The 25,595-nt window shown below is 36.8% G+C and carries 26 protein-coding genes; 14 read left to right on the top strand and 12 right to left on the bottom strand.

The features are described 5' to 3' along the window. Positions 1–13 precede the first annotated feature (13 nt). From ABVM50_RS12640 to ABVM50_RS12630, 3 genes are all read right to left on the bottom strand, one after another. Positions 14–1,669: an ArnT family glycosyltransferase gene (locus ABVM50_RS12640; RefSeq protein WP_405198892.1), complete on the bottom strand. Its 1,656-nt coding sequence runs from the start codon at positions 1,667–1,669 to the stop codon at positions 14–16. Positions 1,670–1,739: 70 nt separating this feature from the next. After that, positions 1,740–2,369 (bottom strand): lipid-A-disaccharide synthase N-terminal domain-containing protein, encoded by a 630-nt coding sequence (locus tag ABVM50_RS12635; protein ID WP_405198891.1) that lies wholly within the window; start codon positions 2,367–2,369, stop codon positions 1,740–1,742. Further along, complete coding sequence (locus ABVM50_RS12630) at positions 2,366–3,079, bottom strand: glycosyltransferase family 2 protein (RefSeq protein WP_405198890.1); 714 nt, start codon at positions 3,077–3,079, stop codon at positions 2,366–2,368. Before ABVM50_RS12630 ends, ABVM50_RS12635 begins: the two co-directional genes overlap by 4 nt. Before the next feature lie 149 nt (positions 3,080–3,228). Between ABVM50_RS12630 and ABVM50_RS12625 the strand changes: the two genes are divergently transcribed. Next, a complete protein-coding gene (locus ABVM50_RS12625) occupies positions 3,229–4,164 on the top strand; it encodes an NAD-dependent epimerase/dehydratase family protein (protein WP_405198889.1) in 936 nt (311 codons plus the stop codon). A 67-nt stretch (positions 4,165–4,231) separates the two neighbouring features. Here ABVM50_RS12625 and ABVM50_RS12620 read toward each other — a convergent pair whose 3' ends face one another. From ABVM50_RS12620 to ABVM50_RS12600, 5 genes are all read right to left on the bottom strand, one after another. Further along, the gene (locus ABVM50_RS12620) at positions 4,232–4,693 is read right to left on the bottom strand and encodes a PepSY-like domain-containing protein (RefSeq protein WP_405198888.1); all 462 of its coding nucleotides are present in this window, start codon (positions 4,691–4,693) and stop codon (positions 4,232–4,234) included. A gap of 67 nt (positions 4,694–4,760) precedes the next feature. Then, positions 4,761–5,522: a hypothetical protein gene (locus tag ABVM50_RS12615; protein WP_405198887.1), complete on the bottom strand. Its 762-nt coding sequence runs from the start codon at positions 5,520–5,522 to the stop codon at positions 4,761–4,763. A gap of 363 nt (positions 5,523–5,885) precedes the next feature. After that, complete coding sequence (locus ABVM50_RS12610) at positions 5,886–8,306, bottom strand: TonB-dependent receptor domain-containing protein (protein WP_405198886.1); 2,421 nt, start codon at positions 8,304–8,306, stop codon at positions 5,886–5,888. 68 nt (positions 8,307–8,374) lie between these two features. Next, positions 8,375–9,565, bottom strand: coding sequence for a sensor histidine kinase (locus ABVM50_RS12605; protein WP_405200708.1), 1,191 nt, complete (start codon positions 9,563–9,565; stop codon positions 8,375–8,377). Between the two features lie 73 nt (positions 9,566–9,638). Next, positions 9,639–10,313 (bottom strand): response regulator transcription factor, encoded by a 675-nt coding sequence (locus tag ABVM50_RS12600; RefSeq protein ID WP_405198885.1) that lies wholly within the window; start codon positions 10,311–10,313, stop codon positions 9,639–9,641. A 131-nt stretch (positions 10,314–10,444) separates the two neighbouring features. On the opposite strand from ABVM50_RS12600, the gene ABVM50_RS12595 reads away from it, so the two are divergent. The 9 genes from ABVM50_RS12595 (at position 10,445) to ABVM50_RS12555 (ending at position 19,402) form a co-directional block, all read left to right on the top strand. Continuing rightward, positions 10,445–11,173 carry a phosphatase PAP2 family protein gene (locus ABVM50_RS12595; protein ID WP_405198884.1) on the top strand — a complete coding sequence of 243 codons (729 nt, stop codon included), beginning with the start codon at positions 10,445–10,447 and terminating at the stop codon, positions 11,171–11,173. A gap of 289 nt (positions 11,174–11,462) precedes the next feature. Further along, complete coding sequence (locus ABVM50_RS12590; protein WP_405198883.1) at positions 11,463–11,825, top strand: hypothetical protein; 363 nt, start codon at positions 11,463–11,465, stop codon at positions 11,823–11,825. A 64-nt stretch (positions 11,826–11,889) separates the two neighbouring features. Then, positions 11,890–12,291, top strand: coding sequence for a DoxX family protein (locus ABVM50_RS12585; protein WP_405198882.1), 402 nt, complete (start codon positions 11,890–11,892; stop codon positions 12,289–12,291). A gap of 2 nt (positions 12,292–12,293) precedes the next feature. Then, a complete protein-coding gene (locus ABVM50_RS12580; RefSeq protein WP_405198881.1) occupies positions 12,294–12,716 on the top strand; it encodes a DsrE family protein in 423 nt (140 codons plus the stop codon). 162 nt (positions 12,717–12,878) lie between these two features. Next, positions 12,879–13,259 carry a hypothetical protein gene (locus ABVM50_RS12575; RefSeq protein ID WP_405198880.1) on the top strand — a complete coding sequence of 127 codons (381 nt, stop codon included), beginning with the start codon at positions 12,879–12,881 and terminating at the stop codon, positions 13,257–13,259. Between the two features lie 71 nt (positions 13,260–13,330). After that, positions 13,331–14,515, top strand: coding sequence for a TolC family protein (locus ABVM50_RS12570; protein ID WP_405198879.1), 1,185 nt, complete (start codon positions 13,331–13,333; stop codon positions 14,513–14,515). Positions 14,516–14,524: 9 nt separating this feature from the next. Beyond that, positions 14,525–14,791, top strand: a complete 267-nt coding sequence (locus ABVM50_RS12565) for a hypothetical protein (RefSeq protein ID WP_405198878.1) — start codon at positions 14,525–14,527, stop codon at positions 14,789–14,791. A gap of 15 nt (positions 14,792–14,806) precedes the next feature. Next, entirely contained in the window at positions 14,807–16,303 is a 1,497-nt protein-coding gene (locus ABVM50_RS12560; RefSeq protein WP_405198877.1) for an efflux RND transporter periplasmic adaptor subunit, read from the top strand. An 18-nt stretch (positions 16,304–16,321) separates the two neighbouring features. Continuing rightward, on the top strand, positions 16,322–19,402 hold the full coding sequence (locus ABVM50_RS12555) for an efflux RND transporter permease subunit (RefSeq protein WP_405198876.1): 3,081 nt from the start codon (positions 16,322–16,324) through the stop codon (positions 19,400–19,402). A gap of 60 nt (positions 19,403–19,462) precedes the next feature. On the opposite strand, the gene ABVM50_RS12550 is transcribed toward ABVM50_RS12555, so the two are convergent. Genes ABVM50_RS12550 through ABVM50_RS12535 form a run of 4 tightly spaced genes read right to left on the bottom strand, consistent with a single transcriptional unit; the run spans position 19,463 to position 22,029 of the window. After that, the gene (locus ABVM50_RS12550) at positions 19,463–19,669 is read right to left on the bottom strand and encodes a GDCCVxC domain-containing (seleno)protein (RefSeq protein WP_219548965.1); all 207 of its coding nucleotides are present in this window, start codon (positions 19,667–19,669) and stop codon (positions 19,463–19,465) included. Positions 19,670–19,685: 16 nt separating this feature from the next. Continuing rightward, positions 19,686–21,032, bottom strand: coding sequence for a dihydrolipoyl dehydrogenase family protein (locus ABVM50_RS12545; protein WP_405198875.1), 1,347 nt, complete (start codon positions 21,030–21,032; stop codon positions 19,686–19,688). Further along, positions 21,033–21,656, bottom strand: coding sequence for a mercuric transport protein MerTP (gene merTP, locus ABVM50_RS12540; protein ID WP_405198874.1), 624 nt, complete (start codon positions 21,654–21,656; stop codon positions 21,033–21,035). A gap of 1 nt (position 21,657) precedes the next feature. Then, positions 21,658–22,029 (bottom strand): metalloregulator ArsR/SmtB family transcription factor, encoded by a 372-nt coding sequence (locus ABVM50_RS12535; protein ID WP_089663783.1) that lies wholly within the window; start codon positions 22,027–22,029, stop codon positions 21,658–21,660. A 666-nt stretch (positions 22,030–22,695) separates the two neighbouring features. Between ABVM50_RS12535 and ABVM50_RS12530 the strand changes: the two genes are divergently transcribed. The 4 genes from ABVM50_RS12530 (at position 22,696) to mobB (ending at position 25,590) form a co-directional block, all read left to right on the top strand. Next, positions 22,696–23,055 (top strand): single-stranded DNA-binding protein, encoded by a 360-nt coding sequence (locus tag ABVM50_RS12530; protein ID WP_405198873.1) that lies wholly within the window; start codon positions 22,696–22,698, stop codon positions 23,053–23,055. 74 nt (positions 23,056–23,129) lie between these two features. After that, positions 23,130–23,579: a RadC family protein gene (locus ABVM50_RS12525; RefSeq protein ID WP_405198872.1), complete on the top strand. Its 450-nt coding sequence runs from the start codon at positions 23,130–23,132 to the stop codon at positions 23,577–23,579. A gap of 579 nt (positions 23,580–24,158) precedes the next feature. After that, complete coding sequence (locus ABVM50_RS12520; RefSeq protein ID WP_405198871.1) at positions 24,159–24,548, top strand: BfmA/BtgA family mobilization protein; 390 nt, start codon at positions 24,159–24,161, stop codon at positions 24,546–24,548. 10 nt (positions 24,549–24,558) lie between these two features. After that, entirely contained in the window at positions 24,559–25,590 is a 1,032-nt protein-coding gene (gene mobB / locus ABVM50_RS12515) for a MobB family relaxase (RefSeq protein WP_405198870.1), read from the top strand. The last annotated feature ends 5 nt before the right edge of the window (positions 25,591–25,595 follow it).

Genomic DNA, 25,595 nt, shown 5'->3' with positions numbered 1-25,595 from the left:
GAAATCTAAAGTCTTATTTATTGTAAAAAATCGTCCATTTAGGATACTCCTTTTTTTGATCAAACGCATTTCTCAAGAATTGGATATTTTCGTTTAATTCCGATTTATTCCGAACTAAAAGAAAAGTATGTCGGGCTTTGGATAACTGTTTAAGATTAGCTATTACATCAGGAGTATTCACATCCCATAATTGTTTCCTCCAATCCTCATTATTCTGAAATTGAACTTCCCTATCTGTTGTTCTATGAGTGGATTGTAGTGTGATATATTCAGCATTTGAATAAAATGGAATTGAAGTAAGTAAATAGTCGTAAACCAGTATGGTTTTATCCTCCTCTTTTGAAATGTGCTTTATAAAATTAGCCATGTGTCGGGTGGAGTTTATTAAGGGACTATTAGTTTTCAGTACAGTTCCTGAAATTAAAAGAATACTGACTCCAAAAATTGCTGAAATGAAGGCTGGTTTAAAACTATTGCCCGTATCAAGAAAAAAATAAGCTCCGTAAGCAATAATGACTACCATGAAGCTGGTGATAATCGATATAGTTTGAATACTTATCAGTTCGAATTGAAAATACCAGCATACCAGAAGACTAATAAATAACAAACTTAAAATTACCAGATATGATATACTGATATACTTTTGGCTTTTTTCGTCAAGGGCATCCAGTTGTTTAGCTATAAAAATAGCCAGCATCCAAAATACAGGGAGGATATATAATATAAGCTTGGTACGAAATACTGAGAAAAGTAGAATTAACAGGCTACTGGATATCAATAAAACCAGAGATTGATTTTTTGTCTTATAAAGAGATTTCAGTTTAAATTTAAAAGTAGGAATACTCCCAACTAGCCAGGGGAGAAGTAAACCAAATATTATGGGAATAAAATACCAGAAAGGTTTAGCTCTTTCACTAAAAGAACTACCAGTCATTCTTCCCGCAATTTGTTTTTCAATAAAATAGTCCCAGAGCTTTGGATTTTCAACCACTACAAGTAAAAACCAACTTGCTCCTATAATTAAGCATATTAAAACACCAAATACATGATGTGTATTGATCTTAAAACCAGATTTACATATGATTTTATAGGTGAAAATATATACCAGAACAAATAAGAGGGCAACCGGACCTTTAGTCAAAAGTGACAACCCAAGTAGTATATAGAACAGATAGAGAAAAGGTAACTTTTTATTGCTGATGTAATACTGCCAGCTAAAAATAGCTGCCATGATAAAGGTGGTTAAATATGCATCTGTAGTAAGGTTTCGACTTGATATAAGAACAATAGGCATGGAGAAATAAATCAATCCGGAGAGAAAAGCAATTTTTCTACTTCTAAATAGTAAATGAGCTAAACCATAAATTAGAAGAAGCTGAATTACAATAGCAACCTGAAGAAAAAATCTAACGCCAAATTCATTGATACCAAATATTTTATAGCCCAAAGAGGTAATATAATAGGTAATAGGTGGCTTATGAAAATGAAAAATCCCTAAAAGTTGTGGATTTAGATAGTCACCTGAAAGAAACATTTCACGACTGATTTCAGCATATCTGGCTTCACTACTTTCCGCAAGACCATAAGAACCTAAACCAATGATGAGACAAATAAATGCAAGACAAATAAATAATAGATAAAAGCGGTCAGTAGTATTTTTTAGGGTCACTCTTTGTAGTTTAATGCTACAAAAGTGGAACTGAAATCTTTTGAAAATTTAAACGAAATCTAAAGCAAACCTAAAGGATCTTAGATTCGGTTTTAAGGATCAAAATATTTCGAACGTATAGAAAAATGCCTAATGAATGACCTAAAAGTAACACAGGATCTTTCCTAAATATTGCATAAATAAGAATCATTAAAGAACCAAATAAGCTTAGGAACCAAAAACCCAAAGGCAGGGAAGAAACTTTCCGCTTTTCAGAATAAAACCATTGATAAACAAAGCGCAAAGTAAAAATCACTTGAGCTATAATACCTAATAACAAAAGCCAAAGCGGAATGTTATCATTCTGAAATAATTTAGCGCGATCATAAACATGGTTATTATAGCCTATATAAAGAATGATAAATGGAAAAATATATAAAAACCAACGCAGCATTTTCGGGAATTTCAGCCATTGATTTTGCAGATGCATATTGCGTATGTAAATGAAATAGGTCAGTATTTGGCCCAGCATGATGGCAAAATCATTGCGTAAATAACCATAAATGAATAATAGAAAAGAAGCTATCAAACTCAGTTGCCAGAATAATACGGGGGTAAGCACCTTCTTTTGTTTTTCAGAAATTATCCATTGTAAAATAGAACGACCTGAAAATAATAATTGAGCAGAAAAACCAATAGTATAAATTAACCAACTACTCATGCTTTGTCTGCTATCTTATAATTGATATATTTTTTCTTCATCCATATATAAGCAATGCAATCTGCTAAAGGACCAAGCAGACGATTCCAGACACCAAATTTGCCTTTACCCGCAATCCTTGGAAAATGTTGTACTGGCACCTGTTTTACCGTTCCATTTTGAAGCAGAATCATTGCTGGTAAAAAGCGGTGTAAGCCTTGAAACATGGGGATACGTTTAGCATAATCAGCTTTTATGATCTTGAGCGGGCACCCGGTATCATCCATCCCGTCCTGAGTAAAGCTTCTACGAATACCGTTGGCTATTTTAGAGGACATATTTTTTATTAAACTATCTTTTCTGTTGGAGCGTACTCCTGTTACTAGGTCATAATCATCAATATATTCCAATAAAAGATTAAAGTCTTTTGGACTCGTTTGAAGATCTGAATCTATATATCCAACGAGCGAACTTTCAGCATGATCAAAACCTGCCTTAATAGCAGCGCTCAATCCATAATTCTTATCAAAATTGAGATAATTGAAAGTTTTGTTCTGGGTACATATTTGCTTAATAATCTGCAAGCTTGAATCTTTTGAACCATCATTTACAAATAAAACGGTGATTTTGAGCTTACATTGATCGATGTAGGACTGCAATTCTTTTTCTACTCTGGTCAGATTTTTTTCTTCGTTGTAAACAGGTACAATTATGGTGAGTGTATTTGGCATTCTTAGGCAGGAATTGTTAGCTTAATTTGCAATACTACGCTGTAAATCTAAAGTAATTTTTAAGTTTTACTGTTTTCACAACTATTGTTATAAAGCCTTGTGATAAAGGCTTTTTCTTCATTAATTTGAAGTAATTCAAATGAATATAAATGAAAATATTAGTAACCGGTGCAGCTGGTTTTATTGGTTCCCACCTTGCTGAAAAATTGCATTCTATGGGACATGAAGTAATTGGGATGGATAACTTTTCAGGTTACTATAACGTCCATTTAAAAAGGCAGAATGCCAACCAATTACGCAGTTTTGGAATTCCTATGATCGAGCTGGATATCTGCGTAGATTTTTTAGTTACAATTCTACCCAGAGATTTTGATTATGTTTTTCATTGTGCTGCGCAACCTGGAATCTCAAGTACTTCTACGTTTGAAGATTATCTAAATAATAACATCATTGCGACACATCATTTAACCGATTTTGCAAATCAACATCTTAATTTAAAGTTATTTATCAATATTGGGACTTCATCGATTTATGGTTCCGATGTATATTGTGATGAAGAACAAATGGCAAAACCGGTATCTAACTATGGGGTCACGAAACTTGCTGCTGAACAAATAGCCATGACCCATTCCCGACTTGGGAATTTTCCTGCCTGCTCTCTAAGGTTATATTCAGTTTATGGATCTCGGGAACGCCCGGATAAAATGTTCAGTCAGTTAATTAAATGTGGTTTGAATGGGAGAGAGTTCCCTTTATTTTTAGGTAGCCTCACTCATAAACGCAGTTTTACGCATATTAAAGATATTGTTGAAGGAATTGTAAGTGTAATAGGTAAGGAGAAGCTATGTGATGGGCAGATAATTAATCTTGGAACTGATAAAGAATACACTACAGAGGAAGGTATGCAGGTTGTTGAAAAATTACTCAAAACCAAAATTCAGAGTAAGGAAAAACCCGCTCGTAGTGGCGATCAATTGCGTACGAAAGCAGTTATTATTAAAGCAAGAGATTTACTTAATTATAATCCCACGGTGCTTCTTGAAGAAGGAGTGCAGGAACAGATCGATTGGTTTAAAAGTCAATGAAAATGCCCGATCCTAAATAATAGTATCGAGCATTTCAAACTAACCAATCAATTATGAAAACTAACACTTAATCTTTGTCTTCCTCTTCTTCCATTTGCTTTTTTATAATAGTACCGCTACTATCAAGAGTAACTTCCATTTCTATCTTCCCTTTTTCAATTTCAAATTCATAGAAAGACCCTTTAGAAGTTTCAGATATTTCAGCTTCTTCTATCTCATATCCTGGAAAGTTTGACTTTAACGAGGATAAAATATTCTGTGGAACGTCGTTGGTTTTCACTTCGTGCTCGGTTTCCTGCCAAGTGCCATTTGCTAAGAAATTAGCTGAATATTCAACATTGTTCATTTTAAATTCAGCTTCCCATTCGGTTTCATTTTCTTTTTCCCAGTCCACCTTTTTTGCTGTGGGAAATTTTTTTGCAAAAGCGTTTTTAACGACCTGAGGAACTTTATCCTTATTTTCTGAAGTGAATGCTATGGTAGTCATTGCCACTACAACCATTCCTACCCCTAAAATTAATTTTTTCATATGTACTAATTATTTATAATTATAATGTAAATCTACAGGGCAAATCTCAAGCTGGCTTTAAGCAAATCTAAAGAGATTCCTTCATCATCTTCTGATGATGTTTTTTATGTGAAATATAAATTAGAATGGAAATCAGCACAATTGAGATTAAAGAAGCAGGTAGTGTTCCCAAATCCATACCTCCATTATCCCGAGGTTTGGTAAGAAAATCACCGAAGGTTGCCCCAAAAGGTCTGGTAAATACAAAAGCTATCCAAAACAGAAAAATCTGGTTGAGCTTAGTAAAGTAGTGCAAGAGAATTACAACTGCGATAATTGAAGCGGTTATAAGTGCTCCCTGCAAATAGCTTAGTCCCGCCACATCTCCGAGATAATCGCCAAAGGCCGTTCCTAAACTATTTGAAAAAAGTACGGCCGTCCAAAAAAATAGTTCCTTTTTTTTCTCAATAATGGGATAGACTTGTAGGTTTTTATAGTTGCTATACCATATTAATAGTATTGCCAGAAGGCCAGTAAATAAAATCAAACTACCGTAAGTATATCCAAGGCCCAGACTCCTATCCATGAAATCTGAAATTTCGGTCCCCAGGGTTGTGGTAGCAATAATTACAAGCCAAAAGTACAGCGGAATATACTTCTTAGCATAAAGCTGAATAACCAATACCACAACAAAAAATATTAGCGTAATAAGAATCCCCCAAGTATATCCGAGTGCTAAAGTCTGTGCGATATAATCGCCTAAAGTTTCGCCCAATGTGGTAGCGATAATTTTCATAATCCAGAACAATACAGTTATTTCTGCAACTTTGTTCAAAATGATTTTTTCCATTTTTAAGTCTGTTTTAATAATGGAATTAAATTACTACGTAATTCTAATGGAATCTTAAAGTTCTGGATAGTAGATTTTTGTGCCTGACAAAGGAAGGATGATTTGCAATACGATACTTCGAATGCGCTCGGCACAAGTTCGTAAGGATGATCCTTCCTTTCCAGGGCTTTTATTCAGGTATCGCACCTTAAATAATGGCTAATTCAAATAAAGATTGTCTTACCTAAAAAGTAGTTTTAGCCAATAAGCCCTGATTTATAAATTAATGTATTCTTTAATACTGAAATGTAAGGAGGTAATCTAAAGTAAACTTTAAGTAAAAGTTATATCTACTAAAAGATTAAAAAATTTAAGTTTCAAATATCAAAATTTATAGTTGAAACCAAGTCTTACAATTTGAGTCTCATAATAATTTTCATACAGAGCCGTAAAATCCTGACCGTTGATCTTTTGTCTCAAACCAAATTTGTTGAACAGATCTGATGCAGATAAAGTGATCTCACCTTTTTTATCCCAAATTGATTTTTTAAAACCTACATCAATAGAAGAACGAGCGAGCTCTTCTCCCTGGGGAATGTTTCGGGCACTGTACCAAAGCCCCGTAATTTGAGCTTCCAGTTCCCAAGGAAAAGTAAACGTATTGGTTATCTTAAAATCCCCAGCGGTATCTTTAGACTCTTCTATGAAAAATGGTCGCTCAAAAGGAAACAATAAAGTTCCCTGAAAATCATCAATACCATTTCTATAAATATTTAAACTTGAGTTTAGTTTCCAATAATCGGCAATTTCCTGACTTAATAATAATTCAATACCGGTGTTGGTGCTATGCCCTGTATTTTGATAAATTCTATTTACAATATCGTATTGTGGATTACTGTCATCTATACTGAAAATACGCTGGTATGCCCCATTAATTTCGCGGTGATACATCGCAGAAAATAAGGATCCCGAACTCCAGGAATAACGATGCGCCAATTCAAAACTGTTGGTAAATTGTGGTCGTAAATAGGGATTTCCCACTTTAAGCAGTTCCGGGTCGTCATATTTAGGGAAAATGCGCAATTCAGGTTCTCCTGGCCGGTCGATCCGACGATTATAAAAAGCGGAAAGCTTATTCCTGTTATTCAACTTATAGGTAAAGCGTACACTGGGAAAAAATTCAAAATAATTATAGTTATCGTTAGAATCATAATAAATATTTTCTGGGTCCAGTTGATAGGAAACATCAGTCTGTTCTACCCTTAAGCCAGCTTCTATATCAAAATTTTCTTTTTCCAGCAGGTAATTTCCGTAGGCAGCAAAAAGATTTTCTCTCCATTCTGAAAAATCGCCCAGACTGGGATATATAATACTTTGGTTCCCACGTTCTATAGTATAATCCACAGGAAGTCTTCTAAAGCGAGCTTTTGCACCCAATTCTATCCTTCCATTGCTTAGCGCCCTCGCATAATCTGTAGAAAAACTGCTAGTATGCTCAATGGCCCTAATATTTGTCATGTCCCGACCTATACGAACCGTAGAACTATCGTTTAAAAAATAACTTTCATCTTCCAATCCCCGCGTATATTGAGCATTTACGGAGAGTTTATGACCTGGTTGCTTAAATTTATGCTCATAATTAACAGCCGCATTGATAAAACTGGTCACTTCATCTTCCTTCCAGGTATATAAACGGTTACGCCCATTATTGTCTAAATTGATAAATGCCACTTGAGAAGTGTCAATGTGTTTCTCCCGATCAAACATTCCTGAAAAAGTAATGTTGTCATTTTCTGAAATTTCATAGTCAACACCTCCGGTTATAATGCTTCGAAATTGTCTGCGGTTTTCCGGAACTTGTGAGATGATGTTTCTGCCATCGTCATAATATCTAGAAGTAAATTCATTATTTGGTAAAGCTTCCTGTAGAATAATTTCTGTTTGCAGAAAATAATTCAGTTTTTTGGTACGGTAATTAAGATTCAGGCTGGGAATAAGTTTGGGGTTTATCGAGTAGCTGCCATCTGTGGGGGTGTCTTTTTTTCTCTTAGACAAAACACCTAAACCAGAAGATACTCCCAAATCACCATTAAGCCCTTTTTGCTTTTCCTCCTTATAAATGATATTGACGATTCCCGCAAATCCATTGGCGTCATACTTTGTCGATGGATTATTGATGATTTCGATACGTTCAATATTAGCCGCGGGAATATTAGAAAGGCCTTTTTGATTACCAAACCCGGTTAAACTGGACTGTTTTCCATCAATGAGCACCACTACTTTATCACTTCCGCGAAGCACCACTTTTCCTTCCTGGTCAAAAGTTACTCCAGGCATAGTTTTCATGGCATCTAGTACAGATCCGCCAGATTGTGCTACATTATCATCAAGGCTAAAAGATTTTTTGTCAAGATCTGAAGAGACTGTTGTTCGTTTTGCAACAATAGCTACTTCATCCAGCGATTCTGAAGAAGCGGCAAGCTCAATTTTTCCCAAATCAAAAATAGGGTTAAGTCCACCGGCAGTTATTTTTCTTTCTAGCGTTTCAAAACCTACAAATGATATTTTCAGTAGATAATTTCCGGTAGGCAGTTCTACCGTAAACTGGCCAGATTCATTGGTTACGGTACCTGTTACTATGTTTAGACTAGTTGCATCAAAAATAGATACGGTAACAAAAGGGAGTGTTTCCTGCGTATCTTGTTCTATTACCTGGCCTGTAACAGTAATACCCTGGCCTACGGCAATGGTTGAAATAAATAAGAAAAATAAAAGAAGAGTTTCTTTCTTCAGGCATACTTTCATCAGTTGAATTTTGCGTGAAAGTAGTGGTGCGATCTAAAGGAAATTTAAAGTTTTAGACTTAAAAAATTTCAAGTATCAAATTCAATCTGGAAAATATGTTTTTTACTGCTTTCATGAAATCTATAGGAAGGTAAAAACCCATAAAAGTCACAAATCTTCTTCACTATGGAAAGACCCAGACCTGTGGAATCTGGTTTTTTACTTTCTTTGTAAAAACGATCAAAAATATATTCTGGATTACTTAGGCCATCAGTTCCGGCGTTGATAACTTGAACATGGTTCTTTTTGATAACCACACTGATAGGCTGGTTTCCAAAATTGTGTTTTATAGCATTGGTCAATAGATTATTAAATAGTATAGAAGCGAGCGCTTTGTCCATAATAGCGGTTATTTCATCCTTTCCATTAAGGGCTATCCTGGTCTGAGTGATCTCAGTAAAATTATCAATTGACTGTTTAAGAGTTTCATTTATCGAAATATTCTCATCTGCGGTAAACTGATTATTATCAATTTTGGCAAGTAATATCAACCGATTGTTCAGTTGTTTAAGTCTTTGTATATCAAACTGAAGTGAGCTAAGCTGCTCATATTGTTTTTCGTTTATATTTTGTTGATCAAAGAGCGTTTCTATTTTAGCTTGCATAATTGCAAGTGGTGTCTGCATTTCATGAGAGACATCCTCGGTAAATTGTTTTAAATTTCGATAGTCGGCCTGAACTTTTGAAGTTAATGCCAGCATTTGCTTGTTCAGTTCATCAAACTCAACAATATCTGAATCATTAAGTTCTAAAGGTTTATCAGACTTTAAAGAGAAACTTTTTAAGCGTTCCAAATTCACAAAAAATGGTTGCCATAGTTTTTCATTACGGGATTTATTCAGATAAAAAAGGAAAATAAAAGCTAGGAAAATTATTGACAGGAATGTGAGGACAATTGCAGAAAGAATATCTTCAGATTCAATAACCATTGCCCGGACCGTTATTTTATACTCTTGACCATTAATATTCCTGGTACCAGATAATTGCCTGAAAAGTTCTACTTCATCCTGAAGCGGATCAAAAATAAGTGTGTCAATAAGAACATTTTCTTCTGAAATTTCAGTTTTTTCAGCCATCATGATTGGCGGGATTCCCACGAGATCAGGATTGTTTTTCAGCAAACGCTCTACCCGGTCTTTATTGGAATAGAGCTCTTCTTCAATTTCATTCTCCAAAAGCGATTTGGTATATATGAAAAGAACAATACCTGAGAGTATCATTATCACAATACTGGTAATTAGAAAAGTCTTGGAAGCTTTTCTTAATAGTTTTGTTTTATTTGGGGTTGAATTTTTAATCTGCGATGAATTTATAACCACTTCCGTAGGCCGTTTGGATATATTTTGCTCCTTCTTTAGTAAGTTTTTTTCTCAAATTATTGATGTGCACATAAATAAAATCAAAATTATCTAACAAGTCACTATCGTCTCCCCAAAGATGTTCTGCAATAATTGCTTTTGATAGAACTCTTCCCTGATTGGTGATAAAGAATAAAAGAAGATCATACTCCTTTCTTGTAAGTGTAATAGCTTTCCCATTTACATAGGCACTACGGGCCATAGTGTCCAACTTAATTTCCTGAAAATTTATAGTGTTATCTCCACCAAATTGCCCACGTCTTAGGACTGCTTTTATGCGTGAATTTAGTTCGGCAAGATGAAAAGGCTTAGTGATGTAATCATCTGCACCCAAATCCAATCCTTCTAATTTATTATCTAATGAACTGTTTGCTGAAATAATAATCACGCCACATTTTTTTTGTAGCTTTTTGAGTTTTTTGAGTAGATCGAGTCCGCTCCCAGTAACTAGGTTAATATCCAGGATAACAATATCGTACTCATAGAGTTCTAATTTTTCTGAAGCTTCGTGATAATCTGATGCGGTTTCACACACATTAGCTTCATGACTCAAATAAGTGGCGATAGATTGCTGTAATTCTTTTTCATCCTCGGCAATTAGATATTTCATTATTAAAAAGTTAAGGGAATAAAGGTAGAGGTTGATTCTAAAGAAATATTAAAGTAAATATAGAAAATTCAATTTGTCTTTAGATTCGAATCCTAATTTGCACGTTAATTATAATTTATTCATTTTGAACTATGCGAAAACAACTTTTTAGCGTATTAAGAAAGATAAAAGAAATTCTTTCAAATAAATTTAGACAATACGATCACAAGCTTCCCTATATTATAACTACTTTAATTACTGCTATCATTGTAATAGGGGGGATCAAATTATTTATAGAGCTTACTGAATTTTTAAAATCTGATGTTTTAGCGAATTATGATACCGCAGTCACTAATTTTTTTATAGATTTTCGATCTCCTGCAATAACTACTGTTTTTACATTTATAACCAATTTTGGGGATACACTTGGATATGTGATTATGTTTAGTTTAAGTGCTATTTTCTTTTATTGGATTTTAAAAAGTTGGAAATATGTAGCTCAAAGTGTCTTGGTAATGATTCTTGCTCTGGGTTCTAATTTACTTTTAAAAAAAACAATAGATAGAGCTAGACCTGTTTCAGAACATCTGGTTAAAGTAGAAACGCTTAGTTTTCCTAGTGGCCATGCTACTATGGCGATGGCATTCTATGGATTTATAATATATCTCATCTTCAATTTACCGATAAATAAATTCATTAAATTTTTTCTGATCACAATCTTCGCATTTTTGATCCTCGGGATTGGATTAAGCCGGATTTATCTTGGAGTACATTATCCTTCAGACGTATTTGGTGGGTTCATTGCAGGGTTTATATGGGTCGTTTTTTGTGTAATGATATTTAATTTAATTAAAATTTTTAGAAGAGATCCTGAAACTTAAAAGCTCTACAATTCTTAGATTAATATATTATCTGAATATTACTTAATACAAGTGTTTTGGATTTAACTTTATTACATTAGCTAAATGAGGCAGCAATTTTTTCTTAAGGGTTTCGGTGATATTTATTTCAGTTAATACCCCAAGACCTTCTTTTTCCAGTTCATCCGTTACTTTTTCAAATTCTTCAGTAATATTAATGCAACGATGGTTACATACAATCGAGGAATTTCCCAGTGTAACAAAGGTTACATGGAGGAGCAATCAAATCTTTTATATTTGGACACTAAATATGCATGGAAAAGAATACATAGCGATATTTCTGGTAATGGTTTTTTTGGGAAAATTGATCACCTTAGATACTGATATCTTTAGTTTTTTACTCAGTACTGATAGGGTTGTAGTTTTAAATCCTCTCTGTGAAAAGAAAAATAATGATATTAAGGAAACAGGTGAACATTTTAAATCCTCTTCTCCGGTTCAGTTACTAAAACTGGCTAGGACCTGTTCTAATAATTATCAGCTTATTGCAGAAAAAGAAATTCCTGAAATCAGGGATTTGGATTTTAGGGAATTTGTATATGTAAGGCCATTGGTTATAAGCATACATCCCAGAAAATTATATCCCCCTCCAAAATATTCAATAATGTCTTAGCATTAAGATGGTTTGGAAAATTATATTTTTCAGGCTTATTTATTCACGAATTTTATTGAATTATATGAAAGCAACTATTTCTGTATCCTATAGATCGGTACAGCTATTTCGCATTTTACTTAGCGGAATATTTTTAGTGGCGAGTTTTAACCATATTTTGAATCTGGAAAAAACGCTAAATCGAATTGACCAGGCAAGGTTTAAAGGCATTGCCTACTTCTTTGGTAATCCTGAATATTTAGTGATCATATCGGGAATTGTTATGATGATCGCCGGATTTTGCCTACTTATCGGCTATAAAACCCGATTGGCGGCAATAGTTCTGGCGTCAGTGATAATACCAATTACTTTAACTGTCCAGGTAGGACAGATTCACACTTTAGGTCCTCTATTTAAAAATATAGCCATATTAGGAGGACTTCTATTTTTTATATTAAACGATATTCAAACATTTAAAAAACAATAATTATGAAAAAGCTAATTCTAGGAGTATTTCTTTTAACACTCACATTTTCGAATGCTCTAAATGCACAAACATCCAAACAAGAGGATCATTCACATAATTATGTGGTGCTTACGAAAAAGATCCCCCAACTTCAGCCAATTATTTTAACCGCTGAAGCGCTGGCGGAAGAAGATGGGAAGAGTTTCGGGGATTTCCAAGCGATTATCTGTGGAAAAACCGTAGAGGAACTTACAAACAAAGAAGTGATGATGGACTTTATTGAAAAAGCTGAAAAAGCTCACGTGAAAATAGTGGTTTGCGGCTTTTCTTTGAAAAAGTTCAAAGTTAATAAGGAAGATATTCCCGAAGAACTTGAAGTTGTGGACAATGGTATTTTACATGATTTTCAGCTGCAGAAGAAAGGTTATTTGAGTATAGAACTCTAAGTAGTCAGTAAGTTAATTAGTTGAAGTATAAACCATAAGAGCTAAGGTTCTTATGGTTTATACTATTTTTCCTCAAATCTCTGTGATAAATTATTACTTTTGTAATCAGTGCAAACAAAAAATCAAATAAAGTCCCTATTTCTTCTTGGCGTTTTTATGCTGATGTCTTTTCATCAGGTCATACCGCATGCACACCATGAACATCAAGAGGAGAATAACGAGGTTGCACATCATCATTCCGGTGAAGCTCATCACCACAAAAAGAAGCAGGAAGATAAGCAGGGCGGATTCTTGTCTTATTTGCTGGCTATTCATTCTCATACGAGTGCTTCCAATGAAATTCCGGTAATTAAGGAATATACCGAGGACGTCAGGGCACAAAAGACAGAAGCCAAAAAGAAAACTTCAAACAAAAACTATTTAGGGAATTGGATTTTAGCTGATCAGGATTCAGAAAATTTTGAAATTTATCAGCCTCCAAATGAATATTTCAATCCTTATTTATCCTTACTCTCACTTCGGGGACCTCCCGACTTAGTTTGATCAACTAGTCAGGCCACTATTTAAAATAGCTGGCTGACCTTATCGTATAGATTAAACTAAAATCAAAATTTATGTACAGAAATATAGTTTCCGCTGTATGCGGAATACTAATCTCCATAGGCTCATTTGCCCAGGATACCAGCATGGACGGTATTTTGGAGCAGATTAGCCAGAATAACAGGCAACTCAAGGCATATCAGTCTTATATGGCAAGTCTTAACCTTGGGAATAAGACAGAAAATAATCTACAGGATCCACAGGTTTCAGCCTTTTATCTTCCTTTCGGCGAGCATCAAACTGGTGATTATACTGAATACCAGGTTTCTCAGCAATTTGAGTTTCCTACAGTTTATGGAGCGCGAAGTAAGCGTATTGAAAAGCAAAAGGAATTGCAGGAACTAGAGTATGAAAAGCTACGTGAAGAAGTATTACTGAATGCCAAGGAACAGCTTCTAGAACTGCAGACCCTGCAGAAACGAAAAAAGCTGGAGGAAAAAAGAGTGGAGCAGGCCAAACAGGTGTATGATCAAATTCAGCGTTTATTCGATGCAGAACAGATTGGTATCCTGGAATTGAATAAAGCCAAAGTAGCCTGGTTACAGGAGCAGTTTGAACTGGATCAGATTAACATCAGGATCAGGAACACACTTCTAGAACTTCAGAAATTGAACGGTGGAAATACAATTGAGGCTGAAGAGGTCCAATTTTTCGCAGATCCTGAATTGGCCGAAATGCAGACGCTTTGGGAAGAAAAACTTTCCGAAGATGCCAAAATTCAGCAGTTAAAAGCTCGAGAAAATCTTGCCCAGCAGCAGGTAAAACTGGAAAAGAATAAGATTCTTCCAGACCTAAGCATTGGGTATAATTACCAGGGAGTGAATTCCAGTAATTATTCAGGATTTCTAGGCGGAATCTCCATCCCTCTTTGGAACAGTAAGAATAAAGTAAAAGCCGCAGAGGCAAATTTGGAATATAACCAAGCGAACACTGGCGTTGAAACGGCTGAACTATACACCCGTTTTCAGGAAGACTATCAGCAATATAAGTTGCTAAAGAGAAAGTATGAGGAATATCAGCAAACTTTTCAGGATCTGAATTCCGAAGAACTTTTATTTAAAGCCTACGAGCTGGGGGAATTTTCATTTCTGGATTATTACCGGGAAGTGGAGTTCTACCGGCAGGCTTTTAACAATATGCTGGAGATGGAAAAAGAACTCCTTCAGCTTAAAGCAACACTTTTAAAACATCAATTATAATTAAATAATATGAATTTCAAGAATTTATTTTTCGCAGCAATATTAGTATTTGGTTTTTCAGCTTGTAGAGATACAGCAAAAGAAGATCATGGACATGAACATGCAGAAGGAACTGAAGATCATGCCCCGGAAGAGGAAGAGCATGGTCATCCACATAATGAAGATGGTAGTCATATGGAACAGGAAGAATTCAAAGTTGGTGAAGATTCACTCGATATGCATGAAGAGTCTGATCATCATTCGCATGATGATGGGACGGAACATGAGGATCATTAAAAAACAATATTAGACATGAAATATATTTATATAGTATGTATCTCGCTTTTCCTTTTTTCCTGCGGAAATAACGAGGAGGAAGGCCATGCGCACGATGCAGAAGGAAATCACGTAGGCTCAGAAGTTCCCGCGATCAGCAAAACCATCTGGACAGACCAGACGGAGCTTTTCGTTGAATTTCCGGCTTTAGTGGAAGGAAAAACCAGCAAATTTGCCGCCCATTTTACTGTTCTGGATAAACACCAGCCGATTCGAAAGGGCTCGGTTACAGTGAGCCTTATTCAAGGAGATAGCGGAATTCGGCATAAGGTGGAATCGCCGTCTTCACCCGGAATTTTTTCACCCGCTTTACAGCCAAAAAGACCTGGGACTTACGACCTGGTTTTTGATCTGAAAACTCCTGAGTATTCAGACAGGATCGTGATAAAAGACGTTCAGGTGTATGGCTCGACTGAAGAAGCATCAGAAAATGTAACGGAAGCAGAAGATGCTCGCATTAGCTTTTTAAAGGAACAGGCCTGGAAGATCGATTTTCAAACCGAGCCTGTTACAGATGGTGAAGTTTATGACATTGTGCATACATCAGGAGTATGGCAAGCCGCTCCGGGAACATATAAGTCCCTTGCAGCAGGAGCTAATGGAATGGTGAATTTTGCTTTAGATAACTTAACGGAAGGTACCGAGGTGAAAAAAGGTCAGCTGTTGATGACTTTGAGCAGCGAAGGACTTTCTTCCAATAATATCCAGGCAGAAATCGCTCAGGCCAAAGCCAGGTACGATCAAGCGAAAGCTGAATATGAACGAAAAAAGCAACTTTATGAGGATAAAATTGTGCCCAAAGCGGAATTTGAAAGGGTGGAAAGCGACTTTCGGGTAGCCGAATCTAATTACCGTGCACTTGCCTCCAATTACGGAGCTGGCGGGAAGCAGATCAGGGCTCCTTTTGGCGGATTTATAAAATCCATAAGCACCTCAAACGGGGATTACGTAGAACAGGGAGCTAATCTTGTTAGAATTGGAACTGACAAATCACGTTTGCTTAAAACGCAATTAAGTGCCTCTCATAATCCAAGTAAAGAAGCTATTGCGAGTGTATGGTACAGAAATGATGAAGGGACCTGGAGTGAAGTAGAAGAAGGATCTATCGTTTCCGTAGGCAAGGAAGTAGAGGATCGCAAACCTATGATCCCGGTATATATCAAAGTGAACGATGTAGTTGAAATGCCTGAAGGCAGTTTTACTGAAGTACAGATCGCTCTTGGAGAGGCTGAAACCGGAATTGTGGTGCCTGAAGCTGCATTACTGGAAGATTACGGTAATTTTTCTGTGATCGTACAAACCGGGGGTGAAAGTTTCGAGAGAAGAGCTGTGAAGATCGGGAAACGAAACGGAAAGAACGCACAGGTACTTAGCGGACTTGATGTCGGAGAGGTTGTCGTAACAACAGGAAATTACCAGGTTAAGATGGCTTCGATGTCTGGACAAACACCCGCACACGGTCATGATCATTAATAAAGAAATAGAAATTAGATGTTAAATAAAATATTATCGATTTCGCTTCAAAACCGGCTTCTGGTTCTTCTGGCGGCTGTGGTACTGAGCGTCACCGGGTTTTACCTCGCACGTACTATGAACGTGGATGTATTCCCAGACCTTACTGCGCCTACCGTGACCATACTAACGGAAGCACACGGAATGGAAAGTGAAGAGGTAGAGAAACTAGTGACCTATCAGCTCGAAACCGCGATGAACGGTTCGCCGAATGTAAGAAGGATTCGTTCTTCCTCAGCCGCCGGGATCTCCATCGTTTGGGTTGAATTCGACTGGGGTACTGATATTTACAAGGCAAGACAGATCGTAAGTGAACGTATTCCAATGGTTCGTGAAAACCTACCCACAGGAATAGGAGCTCCTACTATGGCACCCATTTCCTCGATTATGGGAGAAGTAATGCTATTGGGAGTCACTTCAGATAGTTTGAACCCAATGGAACTAAGAACATTATCTGACTGGCAGATACGTCCACGGATCAAAGCCATCGGAGGGATTGCAAACGTGGTGGTGATTGGAGGAGATTATAAACAATACCAGGTTTTTGCCGATCCCGGAAAAATGAAATATTACGATGTAAGTCTCGAAGAATTAACCGAGAAGGTTAAAGAGGCAAATACGAATGCTCCCGGTGGTTTTCTGAATCAATACGGAAATCAATACATCATCAAAGGAAGTGGTAGAGCTTATGCGATAGATGATCTGGAGGAAGCTGTGGTAAAACAGGTAAACGGTCAGAGTATTAAAATAAAGGATATTGCGGAAGTACAGATAGGCGCTGCCGATAAGATCGGGGATGGCTCCCTGAATGCGGAACCTGCGGTAATTTTGACAATTTCCAAGCAGCCCGATGTCAATACGCTGGAACTCACGGAAAGACTGGATGAGGCCATTGCCGAACTGGAAACAAGTCTCCCTGAAAGCGTGGAGATCAAAAGTCAGATCTTCCGACAGGCAGACTTTATTGATGCTTCCATCAGTAACCTGAATATGACCCTGCTGGAAGGTGCCTTTTTCGTGGTCATCGTGTTATTCATATTCCTGATGAACTGGCGTACCACCCTAATTTCACTACTGGCGATCCCAATTTCGTTACTGGTATCGATTATCGTATTAAAAATGCTGGGCTATACCATCAATACCATGAGTTTGGGTGGAATGGCAATTGCAATTGGAGCACTGGTAGATGATGCTATTATTGATGTGGAGAATGTTTATAAACGCCTGCGTGAGAATATTCGAAAACCTAAAGCTGAAAGGCAGTCGGTGATCACCGTGGTAAGGGATGCATCGGTGGAAATTAGAAGTTCCATCATCATAGCAACCCTTATCATTATCGTCTCTTTTGTGCCGCTGTTTTTCCTTGGCGGAATGGAAGGCCGATTGCTGAAACCTCTGGGAATTGCTTTTATCACTTCAGTATTGACGTCGCTGATTGTAGCGGTAACAGTTACTCCGGTGCTGTGTAGCTATCTTCTGAAAAAGGAGAAAATGCTGAAAAAGCAGTCCGAAGGAACAAAAGTGGAAAGATGGTTACAGAAGGCTTACGCCGATATTCTAAATCGAGCCTTAAAGATCCCTAAAACCGTGATCGCGGTAACAGTGGTTGCTTTTTTACTGAGTATTGCTTTATTTACGCAATTAGGAAGAAGTTTTCTTCCTGAATTCAACGAGGGATCACTAGTGATAAGTGTGGTGGGGCCTCCATCTATGTCTTTGGAAGAAAGTAATAAGACTGGAAACCAGGTAGAGCAATTATTGTTTGAAATGCCTGAAGTGGATGTGGTTACCAGAAGGACCGGTAGAGCTGAACTGGACGAGCATGCCCAGGGAGTAAATGCCGCCGAGATCGATGTACCATTCACCCTGAAAGATAAATCGAAGGAGGAGTTTTTTGAAGAGGTACGGGAGAAATTAAGTATCGTTCCAGGGGTTAATATTACGCTGGGGCAGCCCATTGCTCACCGTATCGATCATATGCTTTCAGGTACGAGAGCCAATATCGCGATTAAGATCTTTGGACCCGATCTTCAGCAGCTATATGAAATAGGTAAAAACGTGGAGGAGAATATTACTCCTATCGATGGGCTTGCCGATGTAGCTGTTGATCAGCAGATCGAAGTACCACAGATCAAGATAAGCCCAAAACGACAGATCCTTTCAGCTTATGGAATGACCGTAGGACAGTTAATGGAGCAGGTAGATATCGCCTTTGCCGGTCACGAAGTGGGTGAAATTTATGAAGGTCAGAAGTATTTTGACCTGGTGGTTCGTTATAAGGAGGATGTGAGAAACAGCATTGAGAAAATCAAAACCGCTTTGATTGGATTGCCAAATGGTTCACAGGTTCCATTGGAACAGCTCGCTAATGTTTCGTCCGTAAGCAGTCCGAATACCATTAGCCGGGAAGATGTGCAAAGGAAGATCGTGGTTGCTGCGAATGTGCAGGGTCGGGATTTGAGAAGTGCGGTAGAAGAAATTCAAGAAACCGTGAATTCTTCGGTGAATATTCCCGAAGGCTATAGGGTACAATACGGTGGGCAATTTGAAAGTGAATCGAGAGCTTCACAAATGCTGTTGATCACTGCAATTATTGCAATCTTCGTGATCTTTCTCTTATTGTATTTTGAATTCAACAATGTGAAACTCGCTTTTGTTGTGCTTATCAATTTACCCCTGGCTTTGATTGGTGGAATCTTAATCGTATACTTTACTTCAGGAATTGTAAGTATAGCTTCCACGATAGGTTTTATCAGTTTATTTGGGATCGCGACACGAAATGGAATCTTGCTGGTTTCGAGATATGAAGATCTGCGGAAGGAAGGCCTTAGAGGATATGAGCTCATTAAATCTGGTGCGCTCGACAGATTAAATCCAATTTTAATGACAGCGTTTACAACTGGATTAGCACTTATTCCACTTGCCTTAAAAGGAGGCGAACCGGGAAGTGAGATCCAAAGCCCAATGGCTGTTGTAATCCTGGGTGGATTGCTTTCAGCAACGGTACTGAACCTGGTAGTAATACCTTGTGTGTATGAATTAGTTACGAGGAAAGATTAATCGACTTCTAAAATTTTAAAAAAAAATTGGCGGGCTCGATATAGAGTCCGCTTTTCATTTTTAGCAGCAATTTGTTCCTTCCTGAATGGGTGGACAGGCAACAGTACCATAAGAACAATAAACGCAGCAATCACCTTCCTTTGGTTTCAATAATTGACTGCAATTTTCACATTGGTAAAAAAACTGACAGGCGGTTGTAGGCATTTCTTCTTCTTTCGTATGTCCGCAATCAGGACACGTAATGGTAGATACTAGCTGTATTTTCATAATCTATTATTTTTGTTTAGAGCATATGAGGAATATCCGATGACAAAGTTGGATACGTAAAGATCATCGTCCTTAACTCATTGATTTTCATTTTGGTTTTTATCGCCATGGCGAATAAATTGATGGTTTCCTCTGTGTTAGGACCTATTAAATGTGCCCCAAGAATAGTCTGATTCTCTTTATCAATAATCGTTTTATAAGCATATTCTTTAACATTCAGTCTTTTTGCATTGAACCAGCTTTCCGCATGGTTATAATTGACCTGATATTCTATCTGTTTTGATTTGGCTTCTGCTTCGGTTAATCCTACTGATGCCAGGGTAGGTAAAGTAAAAACTACGGAAGGCATTGGTGGATAATTAACTTTTTTCTTGTTCCCTTTGATGATGTTTGATGCCACGATATGCCCTTCCATCACCGCAACAGGGGTAAGGGGCAAGCTTTTAGAATCTGCTGAATCTCCCGCTGCATAAATATTAGGATTAGAGGTGCTTTGGAGGTAATCGTTGACCGTGATTCCTTTTTTTGAAAAAGATATCCCTGCTTTTTCCAAATCTAAATCAAATATGGCGGGAGGACGACCGGCCGAGTTAAAGACAGAGTCAGTCTTATAATTGACCTCTTTACCATTTGATTTTCCTACTACTACATAATGGTCTTCTTTCTTTTTAATTTTAGAAACTTCGGTTTCCAAAACCAGTTTAACTCCCAGGTTTTGGGTTGCATCCACAAGATGTTGTACAATGTCCTGATCAAAGTTTTCCAAAGGAAATTCTCCACGATGTAATATGGTTACATCGGCACCGGCCCGCGCAGCTATATGGGCAAATTCAAAGGCAATGTAGCCACCACCGATAAAGAGCAGGGAATTGGGCAATTCCTCCAAATTAAGAAAATCTGTACTCGAAAGGGCAAAATTACCACCTTCAAAATCCAGTACCCGGGGTTTTGCTCCTGTTGCGATTACGAATTTATCAGCTTCAATAACTTCATCTCCTACCTGCAAGGTGTTATCAGATAAAAATTTAGCTGAAGTGTGATAGGTATCCATGTCTTTATTCTTATATCCTTTTTCAATTTTAGGAGGCATGGCATCCACAAAAGATTGCTTAAAAGCCATAATATCTTCCCAATTGACTTCAGGCACGGTATCTATTCCATTTCCTTTAAGCCTATGGGCAAAATCACGTACTTCAGTTGCTCCTATAATCACCTTTTTAGGATCACAGCCTCTTAAGGCACAGGTTCCACCGTAGGGAAGTTCATCGGTAATGCCCAGCTTAAGGCCTTTGGAGGCACATTTATTAGCAACGGTCATACCTGACATACCGGAACCTATTACAAATACATCATATTTTTTCATCTATTTCTCTTCTTTATTTTCTGTATCGATTACTTTATAGCCAGTTTTATTTATTGCTTCTCGAATTGCGACCAAATCAACTTTAGTTTTCTCATATTCCACAACGGTATTGGCATTTTCGTAACTCGCTTTTACTGATAAAATGCCATCTAGGTTACTTACCTCGCTTTCTACGTGGGCTTCACATCCTGCACAGGTCATTCCCTTAACTTCAAAAGTGTGCTTTATTATGTTTGATTGAGAAACATACACTATATCCTTGCTGGGCTGTGAATAAAATATATTGGAATAAGAAGGGAAAGTCAGCATCAATCCGGCAAATACTGTAACTATGAACAGAAAATTTTTGGACTGCCAAAATGATGGTTTTGCTTCTTTGTCACAGGCACAATCTATTTCTGCTTGTGTTTTCGGTTTCAATTTTAAATACCAGGCCAAACCAAGAATTCCTATAGTAAGTGCAACCAAATAGGGACGAAAAGGTTCTATCCAGGAAAATGTGGTGACAAGTCCACTACTACCTGCTAAAATTGCCAAAAGGGGAGTAATACAACATACGGAAGCAGTTATCGCAGTAACTATGCTCAAATATGCCGGACTGTTTGATTTTTTGGAAGTTTTCATTTTAGGCAGTTTTTTTAACCATTTTGATAGTAGTGAAAACAGCATCAAGTACAGCTGTTTTATCCTTCACTAATGAATAATACAATGTTTGCCCATCTCTTCTGGAGGAGATAAAACCTGCATCTTTAATTTTACGGATGTGTTGGGATATTGCAGGTACACTCATTTCTAAAATATCAGCAATATCACAAGGGCATAATTCGTCTTCCATGTTCAAGAGGAATAAAATTTTTAAGCGTACCTCGCTACCAGCAATCGATAGTAGTTTGGTCATATCTTGAAAATTATCATCCATTCTTTCCAAAGTGTTTTTACAATTAAGAAGTTGTTGATGATCAGCTTGAGCTCTTGTACAGGTAATTTCCATGGTCAATCTATTATTTAGATTTCAAAGGTATAATAAAATAAGTATTTAAGCAACTGCTTAAATAATGTTATTAACATATTCTGCTTTATACATTTAAGAGATTATGACCATTATCTATGAGTTGTATAGCAGTCAGCACATTACCGCTTCATTTCGCTAAATACTCCATTTTGGGTAAAGAGCTTTCTTAAGAATATCTTGAGCATCCTTTTCATTTTTTCTCTTGATGTATTCGATAAATAATAAGTTGTGCTAATCTTATAGCCTTATTCTATAAACTAAGTAACAAAGGACGCCCGCTTAATAGGAATTCCATTTATTCATTTACTTCGCTTCCGGTTGTTTTTTAATTTCAGCATTTCCATTTCCTTCCTGGCCGTTGCTGTCCCTACCTTTTTTGTAATGCAAAATACCAATATTTAGAAGTTAGTCCAGACTGCATAAGCCAGTCGCATACTCCTTTTTATAAGTCTTCCCTAATTCTAACTCTTGAAAATGTATCAGCATCAAAAAAGGTAACAGCACACGGCTCTATAGGAAGTAAATCAAATAAAAATCTCATGAAATCATTTCAAAACAACATACCCGGAAGCGAAGTAAAAAAAATCAAAAACAGGAAAACGCCCCGGATATAATAAGTAAATCAATTATTAATTTTTAAATCTTTTAATTATGAGTACGCTTAGAAACAAAGTTCAATTAATCGGAAATGTGGGACAAATCCCGGAAATCAGAAATCTTGAAAGTGGTAAGAAAGTAGCCAACTTTTCAATTGCAACCAATGAATTTTATAAAAATTCAAAAGGAGAAAAAGTACAGGATACGCAATGGCACAATATTGTGACATGGGGGAAAACCGCTGAAATCGTAGAGAATTATGTTGGCACCGGAAAAGAAATTGCCATTGAAGGCAAATTGACAACTCGATCCTATGAGTCCAAAGAAGGAGAGAAGCGATATGTTACTGAAGTGATAGCCAGTGAAATTCTTCTTTTAGGCAATGGAACTGCTAAGGCGGAAAGCCAGCAGTAGTTAATTAAAAGAGGGCGGGTACTTGCTCACGGTAACGCCCTCTTTTCATTGAAAACTCTTTAAAATGATTAATCATGAAAACTAAAGTTAATGAAATATCGATAAAATATCAGGGGAATTTTAAGATCTCTCAGGCGCCTAAAATAAGTTCTTCCGTTAATGCTGCTGAACTATTATACAATACCTGGAACAAAGACCAGATAGGCTTGCAGGAAACTTTTAAAGTAATGCTGCTAAATAACGCAAATAAAGTGAAAGGCATTTTTGAAGTTTCCACCGGTGGAATTACGGGGACACTCGTAGACTTACGAATCTTGTTTGCGGTTATTCTCAAGAGCCTTAGCTGTTCTGTGATCCTTGCTCATAATCATCCGTCAGGGACTTTAAAACCGAGCGAAGCAGATAAACGCCTGACTGAAAAAATTACCAAAGCGGCGGAAATGCTAGATATTAAAGTCCTGGATCATTTAATACTAACACCAGATGGTGATTATGTAAGCTTTGCGGATGAAGGTATCCTGTAAACTATTTTTTAATCCCTTATAAAATACCTCTAAAAACTTTAGGGGTATTTTTTTATTCTACCCCTCAAATTTTTATTAGTTACCGGTAGTCTAAAATTTTAGAAAAGGAAAATTCGCTGTTATCTAAACCTTTCTTTTTTTCTTTCCAAGTATGGAATTATATGAATAATAAAATTAAATATTTTTTTCATTCTATAGCATATTAATTTCCTTTTGAAAAAAATATAGTATATTTAAATAGCTGAACTTCAGCACATAATTTTATGTAAGGTATCCCAATTTTTGACTTTCGCTGATATCCTTACCAATCATAATTTTTTACATAATGGAATTTTATTCCTCAAAATGCAAATGGACATTGGTCCAATTTGTATGAGATTTTTGTCCCGCCTGGCGGGACGAAAAGGAATAGCAAGAGGATAACGGGCAAAGCCGCGTTATATATCTGACTTTATATTTTAATCGATTGAAAATCAATTGTTTAAAATAAAATTAAGGTTGGTTATGAGCGTCTGGAAGTCATTTTTTCACGGAAAAGACTTCTCAGCCCGGTAAATTCAGCAAAATTTTCACGGAAAAATGGATAAAGGATATGAAAAAGAACGGTTTGAGAGCGTAAGCCTGAAGGCTTCCGTGGCAAAGAAATTCAACAGGTATTGTAAAAAGCTTTCTTTGTCAAAATCTATGACCTTGCTTTTAATGCTGGAGTTTTTTGAAGACAATGGAATTTCTCCCACGGAATCTATGGGCCCAAAAATGCAAACCCTGGAGAACCTGATCAAAAAAAGGATCAATGGAGTCATCGCTATCTTAAAAGATATTGAGAAAGGACAAACCAAACCTACCGTAGCAATGCTTCAATCCTTATTTGAGGAGTCAGCAACAAAAAAAGAACCTCTGATTCTGGAGAAGAAAAATTCTCAAGAAAACCAACCCAAATATCAAGAACGCATTAATAAGGATACATAAAATAATAAGGATGTATATCACCATTACAGCTCAAAAATTAGGGGGGAATTATTCTCAGGGTTCAGCCGACTTCGTGGACTACCTGGAAAAAGAAAACCAGGGATTGGATCGAGAGGATAAGGAGTACTTTTTTAATCAGTATGGGGACGGAATTTCAGCAGAGGAGGTTGTGCGGGAAATTGATGCCAATACAGCTAAACTGGAAAAGAAGGAACCCAGGTTTTATTCCATTACAATTAGTCCTTCCAAATATGAATTGAACAGGTTGAAAAACAACAGCGAAGATCTAAAAAAATATACCCAGGAAGTGATGAAAGATTATGTGGCTGCTTTTAATCGTGAACTCAATGGCAGACTAGTCAATATTGATGATATTAAATACTACGCGAAAATTGAACATCAACGCTTTTTTAAAGGCACCGATAAACAGGTACAGGAAAATCAGCCCTTTGCTGCAAAAATACTTCAGCTTAAAAGTGATATTAAAAAAGTCGAGCGTGGAGAACAACCTGGAAATATTGCCCTGATGAAACGGGAAATCTCTAAACTGGAAAAAGCAGCTCCCCATAAACAAAATGGACAACGAATCGTACAGGGAATGGCCAAAGAAGGGAACCAAAGCCATATTCATATTATAGTGAGCCGTAAGGATGCTTCGAATAAATACAGCTTATCTCCTGGTAGCAAATACAAAGCATCGAAGGTCGAGCTAAATGGGAAAATGGTAAAACGGGGCTTTGACCGTGATAAGTTCTTTGGGAAAGCTGAAAAAACATTCGATAAAAACTTTGGGTACCAACGTAATTTTGTGGAAACCTATACTGCCCGGAAGGAGTTTATCCGAAATCCTAATAGCTATTTTTCAACATTGATGAAACTCCCAACCAATGAAAAAGCAATTGCCATGAAAATATTAAAGGAATCCGGGATGCCTTTAATGCCAGACATTCCAACAAATAAAGTCCAGTTGGCTTTAAAAGTTTTTAACCGGTTGAGAAGGGGAGTGGATATAGCAATTAAATCAAGCTCTATTGGAATTTAAATAAA

The organism is Christiangramia sp. LLG6405-1, assembly GCF_045055805.1.
Lineage (GTDB): Bacteria > Bacteroidota > Bacteroidia > Flavobacteriales > Flavobacteriaceae > Christiangramia.
This window is presented reverse-complemented; position numbering and strand designations above follow the sequence as displayed.